Source organism: Pseudomonas sp. PvP028, assembly GCF_017832255.1.
GTDB lineage: Bacteria > Pseudomonadota > Gammaproteobacteria > Pseudomonadales > Pseudomonadaceae > Aquipseudomonas > Aquipseudomonas syringae.
This window is the reverse complement of sequence record NZ_JAFIBL010000001.1, coordinates 3,937,701-3,953,283: the sequence shown is the minus strand read 5'-3', so window position 1 is coordinate 3,953,283 and position 15,583 is coordinate 3,937,701. Positions and strand designations below refer to the sequence as shown.

Annotated in this window: 14 protein-coding genes and 1 tRNA gene; 3 read left to right on the top strand and 12 right to left on the bottom strand. The window is 58.6% G+C overall.

Annotation, left to right across the window (positions count from 1 at the left end):
- Positions 1-26: 26 nt before the first annotated feature.
- The 7 genes from JOE34_RS17540 to JOE34_RS17510 all read right to left on the bottom strand — a co-directional run bounded on the left by JOE34_RS17540 (position 27) and on the right by JOE34_RS17510 (position 8,592).
- On the bottom strand, positions 27-461 hold the full coding sequence (locus JOE34_RS17540; RefSeq protein ID WP_003318564.1) for a RidA family protein: 435 nt from the start codon (positions 459-461) through the stop codon (positions 27-29).
- A 69-nt stretch (positions 462-530) separates the two neighbouring features.
- Positions 531-2,114, bottom strand: coding sequence for an FAD-dependent oxidoreductase (locus tag JOE34_RS17535; RefSeq protein WP_161420986.1), 1,584 nt, complete (start codon positions 2,112-2,114; stop codon positions 531-533).
- A 22-nt stretch (positions 2,115-2,136) separates the two neighbouring features.
- Positions 2,137-3,066 carry an ABC transporter substrate-binding protein gene (locus JOE34_RS17530; RefSeq protein WP_010405221.1) on the bottom strand — a complete coding sequence of 310 codons (930 nt, stop codon included), beginning with the start codon at positions 3,064-3,066 and terminating at the stop codon, positions 2,137-2,139.
- A gap of 28 nt (positions 3,067-3,094) precedes the next feature.
- On the bottom strand, positions 3,095-3,880 hold the full coding sequence (locus JOE34_RS17525) for an amino acid ABC transporter ATP-binding protein (protein ID WP_003393978.1): 786 nt from the start codon (positions 3,878-3,880) through the stop codon (positions 3,095-3,097).
- Complete coding sequence (locus tag JOE34_RS17520; protein WP_003393975.1) at positions 3,873-4,862, bottom strand: amino acid ABC transporter permease; 990 nt, start codon at positions 4,860-4,862, stop codon at positions 3,873-3,875. The genes JOE34_RS17525 and JOE34_RS17520 overlap by 8 nt, the downstream gene beginning before the upstream one ends.
- Positions 4,863-4,904: 42 nt before the next feature.
- Positions 4,905-7,352 (bottom strand): TonB-dependent receptor, encoded by a 2,448-nt coding sequence (locus JOE34_RS17515; RefSeq protein WP_046265942.1) that lies wholly within the window; start codon positions 7,350-7,352, stop codon positions 4,905-4,907.
- Between the two features lie 571 nt (positions 7,353-7,923).
- Positions 7,924-8,592, bottom strand: a complete 669-nt coding sequence (locus JOE34_RS17510; RefSeq protein ID WP_209996253.1) for a DUF3313 domain-containing protein — start codon at positions 8,590-8,592, stop codon at positions 7,924-7,926.
- A gap of 498 nt (positions 8,593-9,090) precedes the next feature.
- Here JOE34_RS17510 and JOE34_RS17505 point away from each other — a divergent pair, with 498 nt between their 5' ends.
- Positions 9,091-9,549: a DUF393 domain-containing protein gene (locus JOE34_RS17505; RefSeq protein WP_003393966.1), complete on the top strand. Its 459-nt coding sequence runs from the start codon at positions 9,091-9,093 to the stop codon at positions 9,547-9,549.
- A 92-nt stretch (positions 9,550-9,641) separates the two neighbouring features.
- On the opposite strand, the gene JOE34_RS17500 is transcribed toward JOE34_RS17505, so the two are convergent.
- The 5 genes from JOE34_RS17500 to JOE34_RS17480 form a co-directional block, all read right to left on the bottom strand.
- Positions 9,642-9,717, bottom strand: a tRNA-Gly gene (locus JOE34_RS17500).
- Between the two features lie 66 nt (positions 9,718-9,783).
- Complete coding sequence (pgsA, locus tag JOE34_RS17495; protein WP_003410850.1) at positions 9,784-10,344, bottom strand: CDP-diacylglycerol--glycerol-3-phosphate 3-phosphatidyltransferase; 561 nt, start codon at positions 10,342-10,344, stop codon at positions 9,784-9,786.
- 32 nt (positions 10,345-10,376) lie between these two features.
- On the bottom strand, positions 10,377-12,200 hold the full coding sequence (gene uvrC, locus JOE34_RS17490; protein WP_003393963.1) for an excinuclease ABC subunit UvrC: 1,824 nt from the start codon (positions 12,198-12,200) through the stop codon (positions 10,377-10,379).
- Between the two features lie 2 nt (positions 12,201-12,202).
- Positions 12,203-12,847, bottom strand: coding sequence for a UvrY/SirA/GacA family response regulator transcription factor (uvrY, locus tag JOE34_RS17485; protein ID WP_002553344.1), 645 nt, complete (start codon positions 12,845-12,847; stop codon positions 12,203-12,205).
- Between the two features lie 168 nt (positions 12,848-13,015).
- Positions 13,016-13,330: a transcriptional regulator gene (locus tag JOE34_RS17480; protein WP_026175340.1), complete on the bottom strand. Its 315-nt coding sequence runs from the start codon at positions 13,328-13,330 to the stop codon at positions 13,016-13,018.
- 129 nt (positions 13,331-13,459) lie between these two features.
- On the opposite strand from JOE34_RS17480, the gene JOE34_RS17475 reads away from it, so the two are divergent.
- Both JOE34_RS17475 and JOE34_RS17470 read left to right on the top strand, forming a co-directional pair.
- Positions 13,460-13,690, top strand: coding sequence for a DNA-binding protein (locus tag JOE34_RS17475; RefSeq protein WP_003318551.1), 231 nt, complete (start codon positions 13,460-13,462; stop codon positions 13,688-13,690).
- Positions 13,691-14,440: 750 nt separating this feature from the next.
- Positions 14,441-15,523: a 3-deoxy-7-phosphoheptulonate synthase gene (locus JOE34_RS17470; protein ID WP_003318550.1), complete on the top strand. Its 1,083-nt coding sequence runs from the start codon at positions 14,441-14,443 to the stop codon at positions 15,521-15,523.
- Positions 15,524-15,583 lie beyond the last annotated feature (60 nt).

Here is a 15,583-nt window from a genome sequence, read left to right as displayed (position 1 = left end):
CCGACACGCAAGCTGACAGCGCGCGATCAAGCCGGTCTGGCCGCTATCGCTTCGACCTCGATCAACGCGCCGGGCAATGGCAGCGCTACCACCTGCAACGCCGTGCGCGCGGGTTTGAGAGGTTGTTCCGGCGTGCCGAAAAATTGCGTGTAACCAGCCTGCAACCCGGCAAAATCCAGCTTGCCGGCGGTTTCCTCGGCACCGACCAGAAATACCCGCAACTGTACGATATCGCCCAGATCTAGGTCCTGTTGCTGAAGGATTCTGCGCAGTTTGTTGAATACCGAAACGGTCTGTACTTCGGTGTTGCCATAGGCTGCCGGCGTACCCGCCGGAGCATGCGGGTCGGCGAGGTCAGGCAAGGTGCCGCTGACGAATACCAGGCTGGTCGAGGCTGGCACTGTCACGGTTTGCGAGATCGGAAAATCGCCGACGCTGGTGCGTTGAATGCTGTCGCTCATGGTGTCTCTCCTTCAATGGATATTCAGGAATAAGGGTTACGTAAAACGCGGGGCTCGTGCAGTTGCACGTCATGACGCGGCAAGGGTCGAAATCTGCCGCGCTTGCGTCACTCGCTCGGCCAGTTGCGCCACCACATGTCGCGCCGAGTTGGCCGCTGACTCCTGCCAGATGCCAACTCCGCTTTGCACCAGCCCGTCACCGGCGAAGTACACACGACCGTGGGGCTCGTCCAGCAACGCACTGGCAGCGGCAGGGAAATGTTCGCGTTGCAACCAAGGCCCTTCGCTGTAAGGGATCTGCTCCCAGGACACGGCCAGCGGGTTGCGCAGCTGCCGCGAATACCCCGGGTGCAGCAGCTCTACCGCTTCTCTGGAAGTGGCGTATTGTGTGTCGAAGGGTTTCGCACCGAACGCATCGGCCCCCTCCCCTGTGACATAACCCGCCACAAGCAGGCCTTGTCGGGTGTTCAAGTCGTTGCTGGGATACCACAACAGACGCGCCGGATGGTCGATCCAGGACAACCCGCCGTAGATGCGGTAGTCGGTTTCCCAAAAACGCGGAGATTGCCAGGCCACCTTGGTCGCCTGATCGTTGCGGGTGCTGAGCAAGGCCGCCTTGACCGGGTCACTGAAATCGGTGTCCAGTCTGGCCAGCAAGGGCAGTGGCAGGGTTGACACCAGATAGTCGGCGCGCACCACATGCTCGCGACCGCTGTATTTGTCGTGATAGGTAACTGCCACGCCGTCTTCCAGTTGACGAATCTGCCGTACCTGCGCGCCCAATTGCACCTGGTCGGTGAGGCGCTGGTAAAAGGCGTCGGTGATCCGGTCCATGCCACCGACCGGTTGAAACATGGTCGCGGAAAACTCGGGAAACTCGGTGTGCAGCAGCGCGCCCCATAATTCGGGGTGCAGCAAGCGATCCAGCGCCACCGGTTGCGCACTGCTCGGCAAGGCTCCCGGATGAGAAAGCGACGTTTGATACCCGGAGCGCAGGCTGCCCTCGTAAGCCAGCTCCTGCGAAAGGTCGCCATATACCTGCAAGAACGCCAGCAGCCGCTGACGCTCTTCGCCGCTCAACACATCGTCCAGCGCGTCGCGCTGCACCGCCTTGGCCAGCAAACCGGAAAGATGGCCGCGGGCGTCATTGATCGCCTGGCCGACAGTGAACGCGGGGCGTTGCAGGTCCGGGCGTACCTGTGCTCCATGGCTGCTGTTGACCAGTACTTCAAGCGGCACACCCAGTTCACTGCAGTAGTCGAGCAGCGTCCGATGCTGGCTGGGAATGCGCGCCGGACCGGCATTGAAATACACGCCTGAATCTAAGCTTGCGGTCTGTGAGCGGCCGTCTTTGTAATCCACCCGATCGCCGTTGCGCAGCGTCCAGTTACGGCCACCCACTCGATCACGGGCTTCCAGCACTTGCACGGCAAAACCTGCGCGCTTCAGCTCCAGTGCCGTGACCAGCCCGGCAATGCCTGCCCCCAGCACCAGCACGCGAGTGCCCTGCCCCAGACCGTCGCCGAGTTTCAGAGGCTGTGGCCGTCGATGCGATGAAGGTCCCAGCCCCAGTACCGCAAGCGCATCCTTGACGGCGGTCTCGCCGCCCACGGCAGCGATACTGGAAAGCGCTTCACGTCGTGTCAGTCCCATATCGTTTGCTCCCTTCAACGCTTCAGTCCGGCAAGCCGGGCGGATTGATCAGCGACTTGTCGACGCGTTCCACGTCCAGCCCCCAACGTTTGAGTACCTGCTCGTACTGGCCGCCGGCAATCGCCCCTTCCAGGGCGGTGTGAATCGGCTTGACCAGGCCGTTGTCCTTGCGCGTGGTCACGGCGATATCCGCCTGCAGCGGCCAACCGCCGTTGACCGTGCCTACCCGCTTGATGCCGCCAGTAATCGCGGCCGAATAGGCATATATCGAATTGGGCCCGAACAGCGCATCACTGCGACCCGACTGAATGGCAAGCTGTGCGGCCGCCTGATCATCGAAGTACTGCAACAGCGCAGGCTTGATACCGGCCTTTTCGTTTGCTTCGTTCCACGCCAGCAGAACCTTTTCCTGATTGGTGCCGGAGCCGACGATGATTTTCAACCCGGCAATGTCCGACGCCTGTTTTATCTCGCTGATTTTGCTGTTGGCTTTTACGTAGAAGCCCAGTACGTCCTGACGGTAAGTGGCGAAATCGAAGCGTTTCTTGCGTGCTTCCGTGACCGTGACATTGCTGATCACCGCGTCGTATTTCCCCGAACTGACGCCCAATGGCCAGTCCTCCCAACTGGTTTGCACCACGTTCAATTGCAGGCCCAGGCTGTCCGCTACCAGTTGCGCGGTATCGGCCTCGCTGCCAATAGTGGTCTTGTCATCATTGGCCAGCAGCGCCAACGGCGGCCCCGCAACACCGGAGACGGCCACGGTGAACTTGCCAGGCTGGGCGAACTTGAAGCCCGCCGGGATCTGTGCGATGGCCGCCTCGTTACGCGGCACATGAATGCGTGGCCGGTCGGGACTCAGATCGACCGGTTGCGCGGTCGACGCCAACGTATTGTGGGCGACGCTGACGGCTAGCGTCAGCAAGGCCACACGGGCGCTATTGATGAACATCAGTGGTCACTCCTTGATAGCGGGAAAGTCATAGCACCTTGCCGAGAAAGGCAGCCGTGCGAGGATGTCGAGGTTGGCGGAACACCTGCTCCGGAGGCCCTTGCTCGATCAGTCGGCCCTCGCAGAGAAACACGACATGGTCTGCCACCTCACGGGCAAAGCCGATTTCATGAGTGACCACCACCAGCGTGACGCCCAGTTGCGTCAGGCCCTTGATGACGTCCAGCACCTCGCCGACCAGTTCAGGATCAAGGGCTGAGGTGGGCTCATCGAACAGCAGGACCTTGGGGTCCAGCGCAAGCGCACGGGCGATGGCGACACGCTGTTGCTGACCACCGGAAAGCTGGCGCGGGTAAGCATCTGTCTTGTCTGCCAGACCTACCCTGGCCAGCAGTTCATTTGCCCTGAACCGGGCCTCGGACTTGCTCCAGCGTTTGTGGGCCAGAGGCGCTTCGGCGATGTTTTCCCAGGCAGTGAGGTGTGCGAACAGATTGAAATTCTGGAACACGAAGCCGACGTCGATCCGCCGCTTGAGGATCTCGCGCTCCTTGAGTTCATAGAGCAGGTCGCCCTTGCGACGATAACCAACGTAATCACCGTCGATGGTGATGTACCCGCTGTCGATCTTTTCCAGGTGGTTGATGGTGCGCAGCAGCGTGGACTTGCCGGAACCGGAAGGACCGAGTATCACCGTGACCTTTCCCGGTTCGATGCTCAGGTCGATGTCCTTTAGCACCTGCTGGCTGCCAAAGCGCTTGCCCACGCCCTGGATCTGAATGCGCCCTGCGCGCACTGGCGTGGAGGCCTCACCCATGGTGCTTCTCCCCGGACACGCTGCCCTTGAGCCAACCGCGCAGGCGCTGCAAGGGTGTCGGCGGCAGTACACGTGCCGAGCCTCGGGCAAAATGGCGTTCGACGTAATACTGGGCGCTGGTCAGCACCGTAGTGATAATCAGGTACCAGACGGTGGCCACGATCAGCAGCGGAATCACTGCCTGGGTACGGTTGTAGATGACCTGCACGGTGTAGAACAGCTCTGGCAAGGCCAGCACGTAAACAATGGATGTTCCCTTGACCAGTCCGATGATCTCGTTGAAGCCTGAAGGCAGAATCGAGCGCAACGCCTGGGGCAGAATGATCCGGAAAATCCGCCGCGACACAGGCAGGCCAAGTGCCGCAGCAGCTTCATGCTGACCGGCATCGACACCGATCAGCCCACCGCGAATGATTTCTGCTGTATAGGCCGACTGCATCAGACTCAAGCCCAGTACCGCAACGGTAAACTGGCTGAGCACGTCCACCGTCGACCACTCGGCGAAGACCAGTTGGGTGAACGGCACCCCCAGCACAATGTGGTCGTACAGGTAGGCGAAGTTGTAGAGGATGATCAACACCAGCAGCGCAGGCATCGAGCGGAAAAACCAGATGTAGCCCCAGGCCAGTGCCGCCAGCAGCGGCGAGCCCGACAGGCGCGCCAACGCCAGCGCCGTGCCGAGAATGATGCTGAACAGCGTGCTGAGCAACGTCAACAGAAGCGTCTGCGCAAGGCCGCGCAGCACCGATGGCGAGAAGAACCACTGGCCGAAGACGCCCCACTCCCAACGTGGGTTGGTCGCCAGCGAGTGCACAATGGCCAGCAGCACCAGCGCTGCGAATATCGACCCGAACCAGCGACCGGGATGCCGGGCGGGAACGACCTGCAACGCCTTTATCGGCGGGGGTGCTACGCGGCTCTGAGGAAGCGGATAATGACTGGGCTCATCAATGAAGTCATAGGGTTTGGCGACAATGGGCATGGTGGTTCCTCGCACGCAATATTGGGTTGTCAGGTGCTGGCCTTAAAAGGCGTAAGTCAGCCGGGTGTAGTAGTAGCCGCCAGTGAAACCGTAGGGCGAATAGGTGCCGTAGCTGCTGACCATGGTGCTGCTGGGAATCCCCTGCTTTTTGGGATAGACGTCGAACAGGTTCTTGGCTCCGATGGCGACATTGAGGTTTTTGCTGAGGTTGTAGCCAAGGTCCAGATCGGTGATCCACTTGGCGCCGTACACCCGGTCCAGATCACGATTGGCTGAGGAATTGACCTCCTTGTAAGCGCCGTAGCGGGTCAGCGCCAGATTCAGGTTGAAGCGCTCGATACTCCAGTCACCGCCCAGAATCAGCTTGGTGCGCGGCTGCACACCGGTGATCAGATTGCGCGCTTCGCGGTCCATCAGTTCATAGGACGTACCGAGAATCGAGGTGGACTCCTTGTAGCCAAGGATCTTTGTCTGGTTCCAGTTGAACGCCGCCGTCCACTTAAGTGATCCGTACTGCCCCAGGTCCTGACTGTAATTGCTGACCAGGTCCAGCCCCTTGGTACGGGTGTCGGCACCGTTGATGAAGTACTGGCCACCCGACGTCGAGTCGATGCCATTGTTGAGCAGCACCTGCGTGACCTCATTGCCCAGCAAGGTGCCGGTCAGGGTGATGCGGTCACGCAAATTGATCACGTAGGCGTCGGCGGTCAGCGTGAGGCGGTCGGTCGGTGTGAGCGTGAAACCGAGGCTGAAGTTGGTCGAGCGCTCCGGTTTAAGGTCCTCGGCACCCAGCGCTTTCGCAGCCCCGGACCCCGTTGGCAACACGCCGTAGTTGATGGACTGATAGACCCCGTCCACCACGCCATACGTGGTCGAGCGCGCACTGAACAGGCTGTTGGCCAGAGACGGCGCACGGAAACCATTGCTGACGGTGGCGCGTATAGCGAATTGGGGAGTGAAATCGTAACGCGTGGTCAGTTTGCCGCTGCGGGTCGCACCCACGCCCTGATTGTAATGCTCGTAGCGAAATGCGCTGCCAACGTACCAGTCCGGTACAGGGTTGAAGCCCACGTCGACATAACTGGCGACACTGTTACGCGACGCGCTGCTTTCTTCGTCAGGGGAAATACCGTTGGTGACTTGCGCTCCGGAAGACGCGCAGTTGCCCGGCGTAATGCAGTAGCCGCCATTGGCATAGGATTCATAGTCACCGGCCTGCACCTCATACGTCTCACGCCGATGCTCGAGGCCATAGGACAAATCCAGGGGCTTTTGCAGGCCGATGTCGAAGCCGCGCTTGAAGTCCAGATTGGTGGTCAGTTCGGTGGAGATCCACGTACCGGAAGTAAAGCGATTGGGCGTGTCTTCACCCAGGGACGGGTTCTGATTGTGCGTGGTGCCCTGCTCGGCTTCGTTGCGTCCGTAGGTGCTGGAAAGATCCCAATCCCATTCGCCGACGGTGCCTTTGCCGCCAAATGCGGCCTGGAAATCATCTTCATCGATGTACCAGGTCGGTGTGTATCCCGCCGGGTATCCGTTAGGCCCGGTGGTAATGGTATTGGTGATGGTCGGCAGGCGAAAATTTTGCCCCTGCTCGGCTTTACGACGTGAATACGTGGTGAAGGAATACAGGCTCAGGCTGTCATTGATGGGCAGTTCGGCGTTGTAACCCAGAGTCAGCAGGTTGGTCTTTGGCGTGCCGTAGCCGCCATACGTGGACTTGCCCGCCAGGTCATAGGCCTGCTCGTAACTGTAACCATTGGCGCTGGCCTTGTTGTCATCATTCTGGCTGCGGGCGTCCAGCGCCAGTTGCACAATGCCCCCGTCGCCAATCTCGAAACCCTTGTTGAGGCTTTGCTGCACAGTCTGCTTCTTGCCGTCATAGCCGAGCCCGGCGTTGCTCACCGAGGTACCGCTGGTGTCAGCCTTGAGAATGACGTTAATGACCCCTGCAATCGCATCGGAACCGTATTGGGCCGCTGCGCCATCGCGCAGGACTTCAACATGGTCGATGGCGCTGATGGGGATCAGGTCCAGGTCCGCAGGGGCAGCCCCGGTGTTAATACCGTTGATGTTCAGGGTGGCGCTGGTGTGACGACGCTTGCCATTGACCAGCACCAGCACTTCGGCGGCGCTCAAGCCACGCAAGTTGGGCGCACGGGCAATGCCGCTGGCATCCCAGCCGGTTTTTTCCGGCAGGGTCAGCGATGGAATTACTGCACTCAGGGCTTCCATCAGTCCGGGTTTGCCGGTGCTCTGTAGTTGTCTGGCGCTGACCACATCGATCGGTACCGGGCTGCTGGTGACCGTGCGTTGCTCGGCACCGCGATTACCGGTGACCACCACAGTGGACAAGGTACGCGGGTCGTCGGTGTTGTTTTCCTGGGCTCTTATGGTCCCTGACAGCAACACGCCCCCTATCGCCAACGCCAATGGGCAGTAGCCCATTGCAGCAGTCGATACCCGGGCACGTTGTAAGGCTTGTTTCATACCCACTCCAGACATGGCTGTCATAGCAGCCACACATCCAAATCGCGAAATCGGACATTCCCGCTGTTTTGAGGACGGCGCGGCATGCACGGTTTTAAAAGTGATCAACGACATGCAGGAAAGCCTGCGGCCGGGTTTGGCACTTAGCGGTCTGAACGAACTAGCTGTGAGGCGAACAGTTGGTGCGCAGCAGTGGCAAGGCGACGCGCCTGTCAGTGACAGGGCGAGAGAAGTAAAGGCAATGGCAGGATTGAACAGGCAACATACGTTGAACTCCCTTCCAACGATTCTGAACCGGGGTCAGCGTTGCAGCGCCCCTGTCACACCGTGCAGTCTGGCGGCATGACACACAGAATCTTGATTACGATTGGTACCATCCGAGGTAAGGGGTAGGCTGTTGAAACCAAACATAACGGAATCAATTTCGAAAATATAATTCTATTTGGTCATAAGCTAATATTATTATTTCTGATCTAGATTAAATTTAATTATTTAAAAATAACATTTTCTGCATGAGAAATTTTCCAGATCGAAAAGCCCGGTTATCAAGCCGGGCTTCACGCCACATTGCCTACTTCGAGAGCAGAAGCTCAACCAGCTCGTCCGCCCCTCTCGAAATGCCGGCCTGCGCCGCCGACAGACTTCCGAAGGTTGAGCCGATGTCATAGACGTTCGGATACTGCCGGGTGACATAGGACGTCAGCAGTTGCGAAGTGGACGCGTCGTAGATCTCGACGGCATAACTCACGGAGCCGGTAAAAGTCCCCTTACGATCTCGGGCCGCCTGAACCAGGTTATAAGAGCCCATGCCGATATCGAATCTGGAGAACGTCGACAGCCCGGCGACAGTGGTCTCGGCCCCGGTGAGTGTCAGACGAATCCTCAACGTACCGCGCCCCGGCGTGGCGGTGAATCGAAAGTGTCGCCCCAAGGCCTCGGAGAACCTGACCGTCATGTCGTTGGCAAGGGTTATGCGGTCCTTGCGCTCCAGCCCGGAAAACTGGGCATCCACTCCCGTGTAAATCACCACGGGCTCAAGCATGATTTGATCGTATTTATTCCAGTTGACTGCGGTGGTGTATTTAAACGGTATACGCCCGGTACTGTCCTGCTCGTTAGGCCGCATTTCGAGCGAGGACTCTATGCCCGAGTAAGGGGACGGTTCGTGGCTGGCACACCCCGCGGCCAGAAATCCCAACAACAAAAGCACGGACAACTTCATGTGTTTAACGTAGTGCATGCGGAATTCTCCAGCAGGATCCGGTCATTGAAATTCAAACGCTCACCGTCCATCAGGCACGCCTGCAGGCAACGCGCTTGAACAGCATTGTTTCTAGTGAGGAGCTCTCTTTTTTGCCTGTTGCGGGCTATTCGCGAACGTTGATACCGCATTGCACGGCATTCAATCGTTCGCTATCTGTTGGCACTGAAAGATGACTCATTCCGTTTGGGCTTTGCCGTCGCTCGTAGCGAAACCGGCAACACCAAAACTGTACCAAGGTGTATACTTTTAGACGTTTGCAAAGCGCTCGTCAATCTAAAATGTACACACCGGTATACTTTTGATGGCTTTAAGATTATTGACCTGGAAAGACAGGCAGCGTGTCAGGTAAGTGTGGGCTAAACACCCCTTGGATCGGTAGTACTCGAAACCCAAGGCCCGGATGAAGGCCACCGCCCATTGTCAGCACGGTCTTTTGAGCATAAGGTGTAAAAAACCTATACAAGACTATTAGCGATGTACAAGAAATTTGAATGGCCGCTGACACTTTACTTCGATGGTGACTGCCCGCTCTGCGCCCGAGAGGTCAGAACCCTGCGCGCCCATGCAAAGCCTGAGCGGCTTTTGTTCGTGGATATTCGTGATGACACCTTTGACGCCACTTCTCTGGGATTCACACTTGAGGATATGGAGTCGTTACTGCACGCCAGATTCAACGATGGCACGTGGGTCAAGGGTCTGGACGCGACACTCTGGAGTTGGCGAGCGGCCGGCCTGGGTGCGTGGGTCGCGCCGCTGTCGTGGCGATTCATGAGGCCCGTGTTCAACCTGGGCTACCGGCTTTTTTGCCGCTCGCGCCCTTACCTTGCCTGGCTGCCCCACCCTGACGGCAGCCGCCGTTGCAGTAGCAACAGCTGTGCGGTCCCGGACGCAAAACCTGCTTCGGCCAAGCGGAATTCCAGTACGGAAAGGTAAACAAGGACTGCTTACCGCAGAAACGAAAAAAGACGCCTGGGCGTCTTTTTTTGCTGATTCACTAAGCCCGCAGGGTTCAGTGAATCAATATTTGGAGCGGGAAACGAGACTCGAACTCGCGACCCCGACCTTGGCAAGGTCGTGCTCTACCAACTGAGCTATTCCCGCATTGTCTTGATGACGGGCGCTATTCTAGCGGTTCAGATAGCGGCGTCAAGCCTTTGATTCAAAAACTTATTTTTTTTCTGCAGTCGTCCTGAGGTGCGGCCATGCGGCTCTCAGGTATTGCACCATGGACCAGAGTGTCAGCCCCGCAGCGATAAGCAGCAACGCATAGCCAAGAATGACCCAAACGGTGATGGCCGGCGGGTTACCGAGCAGAATGACCAGCGCGAGCATCTGCGCCGCTGTCTTCCACTTGCCCATGTTGGAAACGGCAACCTGCGCACGCGCGCCGATTTCCGCCATCCATTCGCGGAGTGCAGAGATTACGATTTCACGGCCGATGATCACCGCGGCGGGCAGCGTCAGCCATAGATTGGCATGCGCCTGAACCAGCAGCACCAATGCCACGGCCACCATCAGTTTGTCGGCTACCGGATCGAGAAAGGCACCAAAGGGCGTGCTTTGTTCAAGACGGCGGGCCAGATACCCGTCGAGCCAGTCGGTCGCCGCAGCGAACGCAAAGACTGCACTGGCCGCCATGTAGCTCCAGTGATAAGGCATGTAGAACAACAAAATGAAGATCGGAATCAGTAAAACGCGTAGTACGGTGATCAGATTAGGGATATTCATCGGCACAACTGGCTACGAGGTGAACGAGCATTCTACTCGCTGTGCAGGTTTGCATAAATCGACTCTGCCAGCTTTTTGCTGATTCCGGGTGCTTTTGCTATTTCATCGATGCTGGCACGGGACAATTCCTGCAATCCGCCGAAATGTTTGAGCAGGTCACGACGCCGGGTCGGCCCGACACCCGCCACGCCCTCGAGGGTCGATGTACGCCGGGTCTTGCCGCGGCGGGCACGGTGGCCGGTGATCGCGAAACGGTGTGCCTCGTCGCGAATCTGCTGAATAAGGTGCAGGGCCGGAGAGTCGCCGGGCAACGTGAATTCATGCGCCGAGTCGTTCAGATACAAAGTCTCGAAACCTGCCTTGCGCGTGGTGCCCTTGGCCACACCGAGCAGGATGAGATCAGGAACCTGTAATTCATTGAGCACGTCGCGCGCCATGGACATCTGCCCCTTGCCGCCGTCCACCAGCAGCACGTCAGGCAACTTGCCCTCCCCGGCCTTGATGCGGCTGTAACGCCGGGTCAACGCCTGGTGCATGGCGGCATAGTCGTCGCCTGCAGTTACGCCTTCGATATTGAAACGCCGGTAATCGGACTTGATCGGGCCTTCGGGGCCGAACACCACGCAGGACGCTACGGTCGCCTCACCGCTGGAGTGGCTGATGTCGTAGCATTCCAGGCGCATTGGCGGGTCTTCGAGACCCAGCACCTTGGCCAGCGCTTCGAACCGAGAAGCAACGTGCTGACGGTTGGCCAGCCGCGCGGTCAGTGCCTGCTCGGCATTGGTGACCGCCATTTGCTGCCAGCGCGCCCGGGTGCCGCGCACGCGATGACTGATGACCATCTCGACGCCGCGCAGCTCTTCGACGGCGTCGACGAACGCGGGGAAATCGTCGTTGATGACATTGACGATAACTTCGCCGGGCAGCTCACGGTCGATGCCGCCGAGGAAATACTGTGCCAGGAATGCCGACATCACTTCGCCGACCTCCTCTTCTATGCCCACCTGCGGAAAGAAGTTCTTGCTGCCCAGCACCCGCCCGCCCCGCACGCTGATCAGGTGCACGCAGGCACCGCCAGGGTTGACGAATGCGGCGACCACGTCGACATCGCCGGTACCGCCGTCCATGCTTTGCTGATCCTGGACGCGGCGCAACAAGGCAACCTGATCGCGCAACTCGGCTGCACGTTCGAAATCGAGCGCCATCGCGGCTTTTTCCATGGAGGCGTTCAGCTCGTCGCTCAGGGCATTGCTGCGCCCTTCGAGAAACATCACCGAGTGACGTACGTCCTCGGCATACACCTCAGGCTCGACCAGCCCGACACATGGCCCTTTGCAGCGCTTGATCTGATATTGCAGGCAAGGACGTGTGCGGTTCTTGAAGTAGCTGTCCTCGCACTGCCGCACCTGGAAAGTCTTTTGCAGCAGACTGAGGCTCTCGCGAATCGCGCCTGCACTTGGGTAAGGCCCGAAATAACGACCCTTGGCCTTCTTGGTGCCACGATGAATGCTCAGCCGCGGAAAGGCGTTATCGGACAGAAACACATAGGGGTAGGACTTATCGTCACGCAAGAGAATGTTGTACGGGGGCCGCCACTCCTTGATGAGGGTCTGCTCCAGCAACAGCGCTTCGGTTTCGTTGCCCGTGATGGTGGTTTCGATCTGGGCGATACGCGACACCAGCGCCCCGGTCTTGGGCGCGTGTCCAGTCTTGCGGAAGTAGCTGGCAAGACGCTTCTTGAGGTTCTTGGCCTTGCCGACGTAAAGCAGTGTGGCTTCGGCGTCGAACATACGGTAGACGCCGGGGCGACCGCTGCAGGTCGCGAGAAATGCACTTGGATCAAATGTCTGGGTCATGTTCAGGCGCTGGCATCAACCATGCCGTGACGTACAGCGAGCAAAGCCAGTTCAACATCACTGCTGATCGAGAGCTTTTCAAAGATACGGTATCGGTAGGTATTAACGGTTTTCGGTGAAAGGCACAGCTTGTCCGAGATGGTCTGGACTTTCTGGCAGCCGACGATCATCAGAGCAATCTGGATCTCGCGCTCGGACAGCAGATCGAACGGCGAATTGTTGACTTGCGGCTGAAACGACTTCAATGCCAGTTGCTGGGCAATCTGCGGGCTGATGTAGCGCTGACCGGCAAACACCAGGCGAATGGCCTGGACCATTTCCGCAAGCCCGGCACCCTTGGTCATGTAACCGGCAGCGCCAGCCTGCAGCAAACGGGTCGGGAAAGGGTCTTCTTCACAGACGGTGACAGCGACGACCTTGATATCAGGGTGGCTGCGCAGCATCTTGCGCGTGGCTTCCAGCCCTCCGATACCCGGCATTTTGACGTCCATCAATACGACGTCAGGCTTGAGCTCGCGCGCTTTCTTCAGGGATTCCTCGCCGGAATCGGCCTGCCCGACAACCTGCAGACCATCAATGTCGGCCAGCATGCGTGTGATGCCTGTCCGGACAAGATCATGGTCATCGACAACTAGCACCTTAATCAAGCAGACACCTCGCGCAACGGTCATAACGAATGCCAATCACCATAACAAAAACAACGAGGCAGACCTAGCACTGCGAGCAACGTCTCACATCAATATGATGGCAGGCACATCAGGCAGGGCTGTAAAAACTCGATGTGCCGGCAGGGCTACGCCCGTTCCGGTCTTGTATCACTTGGCCGACGGAAGTTCCGCAGCCCCCGATGATAGCCCCGAGAGCTCGGCAATAGTGGTTGTCAGGCGCCGGATAGCGTCCTGATCTTCCTTGCCCAGCACCCGGTAATTGCCGAGGATCTTTTCTTCGATGAGACTGAGGTTGTCGATCGGCACCGGCGTTCGCGTCCCAGTTAACACATAAAGTACGTCAACACCTTTGGCCGCAACCGCAGCCAGATAATCGGCCTTCGGCGCGCGATCACCATTTTCGTACTTCCCTTGGGCGTTGGCCTCGACCCCTCCTATCTCACCAAATGTACGCTGAGACATCCTCAGACGCTCTCTTTCCTTTCTCAACCGGCAACCGATTCCACTCATTTGAACCTATGATCCTGTTGTAGCTATCCTAACGAATGTTAGAATCCCGCGGAATTGAATAGATTTGAACGGTTTTGAACTATGCCCGGAATACGCACCGCCGCACAAGCCAAGGCCTGGCTGGATCAACAGGGCAAATCTGTTCAGGAGTTCGCTCGTGAAAACAGCATTGATCCAGCGACCACTTACCAGGTACTGGCAGGACGCAAGAAAGGAAGGCGCGGTGAAGCGCATAAGGTAGCTGTACTGCTGGGCATGAAGATCGGGACGGTCCCGAACACGGAAGCCCTGCATGAAGATGCACGTGAATAATAGCCGTTGTTGGCTGGCGACAACGCATCCCGGACAAAACGCCAAAGCCGTTGCCTGCATTCAGGTATACAGCGTTGCAGGCAAAATAGCCCGCCCCGAATACTGCATGCCGTCGACCGTTGAGCGGTTCGCTGTCGCTAACGAGATTCCATCTGCCTGCCTTCGCAGAAATCGATAATCCCGCTGATTGAATTTTCCAATTGAAGGTGCCTCCTTTCCTGAAGTAAGCTTGCGCTCAATCTACGGAGACCCACCATGCTGCAATCCACTTCACCGCTACTCGACGTTGCTACCGGCATTGCTTGCCGTGCGCGCGCCGTGGCTGCGCAAGCGGCCTCGGTGAGCGCATCCGTTGATTCTTATTATGGGTATTGGTTTAGCCACTGGCGCGCCTGATACCCATCCGGCGCCCACATTAAGGGGACGCCAACCAGAGAATTCTCTAACCCCCGGTCGGCTTCCCGACCGGGGGTTTTGTTTTTTCAGGACTACGTATTTCAACGGTCTGTTCAAGAACAGCCGTAAGCAATCAACCTGCATCGCATCGAGGATCACGACATGAACTACGCCACTTATTACCGCAACGACATCGATTTTGCCTGGCGATTTAGCCACCTCCGTTCGGGACAGCCTGCCGCCTCCGTTCGGTCTCTGCCAGGTGGCAAGCACATACCCCCGGTTCTAGAAGCCCTTTGTCGAACACCCCAGTAGGTCTGCGCGGGAGCTCCCGCCAGCCCAGGAAGCCAGAACATGAACTCGTCCGTTGCCGTAACCCCGTCCGACCTGTCCAGCCACGCCGTCAATCTGGCGGACAACAGCCCCGCCTCGAAACGCCTGCCAGGTACTCTGGAATTGAAGATGCGTCTGCCCCTCGGCGCAGCGCTCACCGAACAGGTTGCCGCCCATCGCCGCGCCGTACGCGCCATACTTGAAGGCCAAGACTCGCGACTGCTGGTCATCGTCGGCCCCTGCTCGATCCACGACCCTCGATCCGCCCTTGAGTACGCTGAGCGACTGGCCGACCTTGCCGCGCAAGTCAGTGATCAGATGCTGCTGGTAATGCGCGCTTACGTCGAAAAACCGCGCACGACCGTGGGCTGGAAAGGCCTGGCTTACGATCCGCGCCTCGATGGCAGTGACGACATGGCCGAGGGCCTGACGCTGTCGCGGCAATTGATGCTGGAGATGCTGGGCCTGGGCCTGCCGATCGCCACCGAGATACTGCAACCCATGGCGGCGGGCTACTTCGACGATCTGCTCAGTTGGGTCGCGATTGGCGCTCGGACCACCGAATCGCAGATCCATAGGGAAATGGCCAGCGGCCTGCCCATGGCTGTCGGGTTCAAGAACGGTACTGACGGCGGCGTGACGGTGGCCAGCGACGCGATGCGTTCGGCCGCGCATCCACATCGCCACTTTGGCATGGACCGTCATGGCCACCCCGCGATTATCGAGACACAAGGCAATCCGGATACGCACATCGTGCTGCGCGGCGGTCACGGCGGCCCCAATTACGATCACCAAAGTGTGGCCAACGTGCAGGCGAGCCTGAGCAAGAATAATGTCGCGTCGCGAATCATGGTCGATTGCAGCCACGCCAACAGTGGCAAGGACCCGCTGCGTCAGCCTGGTGTGTTCGAGGACGTACTGGAACAGCGCTTGTCAGGCAACACCTCGCTGATCGGCATGATGATCGAAAGCCACCTGTTCGACGGCTGCCAGGCATTGGGCGGAACGCTGCAGTACGGCGTTTCGGTCACCGATGGCTGCCTTGGCTGGGAAGGTACCGAACGCCTGCTGCGTCGTGCGGTTGACCGTCTGCGTTACAGATAAACAGAGCGAAGGAACTTTGTCGGGAAATACCGCACTGAATCCGGTAGGCTGTTTCTTTTT

Coding starts and splice junctions, on each gene's coding strand:
- JOE34_RS17540 (WP_003318564.1), bottom strand. CDS start 461: ATGAGCGACAGCATTCAACGCACCAGCGTCGGCGATTTTCCGATCTCG.
- JOE34_RS17535 (WP_161420986.1), bottom strand. CDS start 2,114: ATGGGACTGACACGACGTGAAGCGCTTTCCAGTATCGCTGCCGTGGGC.
- JOE34_RS17530 (WP_010405221.1), bottom strand. CDS start 3,066: ATGTTCATCAATAGCGCCCGTGTGGCCTTGCTGACGCTAGCCGTCAGC.
- JOE34_RS17525 (WP_003393978.1), bottom strand. CDS start 3,880: ATGGGTGAGGCCTCCACGCCAGTGCGCGCAGGGCGCATTCAGATCCAG.
- JOE34_RS17520 (WP_003393975.1), bottom strand. CDS start 4,862: ATGCCCATTGTCGCCAAACCCTATGACTTCATTGATGAGCCCAGTCAT.
- JOE34_RS17515 (WP_046265942.1), bottom strand. CDS start 7,352: ATGAAACAAGCCTTACAACGTGCCCGGGTATCGACTGCTGCAATGGGC.
- JOE34_RS17510 (WP_209996253.1), bottom strand. CDS start 8,592: ATGCACTACGTTAAACACATGAAGTTGTCCGTGCTTTTGTTGTTGGGA.
- JOE34_RS17505 (WP_003393966.1), top strand. CDS start 9,091: ATGTACAAGAAATTTGAATGGCCGCTGACACTTTACTTCGATGGTGAC.
- pgsA (WP_003410850.1), bottom strand. CDS start 10,344: ATGAATATCCCTAATCTGATCACCGTACTACGCGTTTTACTGATTCCG.
- uvrC (WP_003393963.1), bottom strand. CDS start 12,200: ATGACCCAGACATTTGATCCAAGTGCATTTCTCGCGACCTGCAGCGGT.
- JOE34_RS17480 (WP_026175340.1), bottom strand. CDS start 13,330: ATGTCTCAGCGTACATTTGGTGAGATAGGAGGGGTCGAGGCCAACGCC.
- JOE34_RS17475 (WP_003318551.1), top strand. CDS start 13,460: ATGCCCGGAATACGCACCGCCGCACAAGCCAAGGCCTGGCTGGATCAA.
- JOE34_RS17470 (WP_003318550.1), top strand. CDS start 14,441: ATGAACTCGTCCGTTGCCGTAACCCCGTCCGACCTGTCCAGCCACGCC.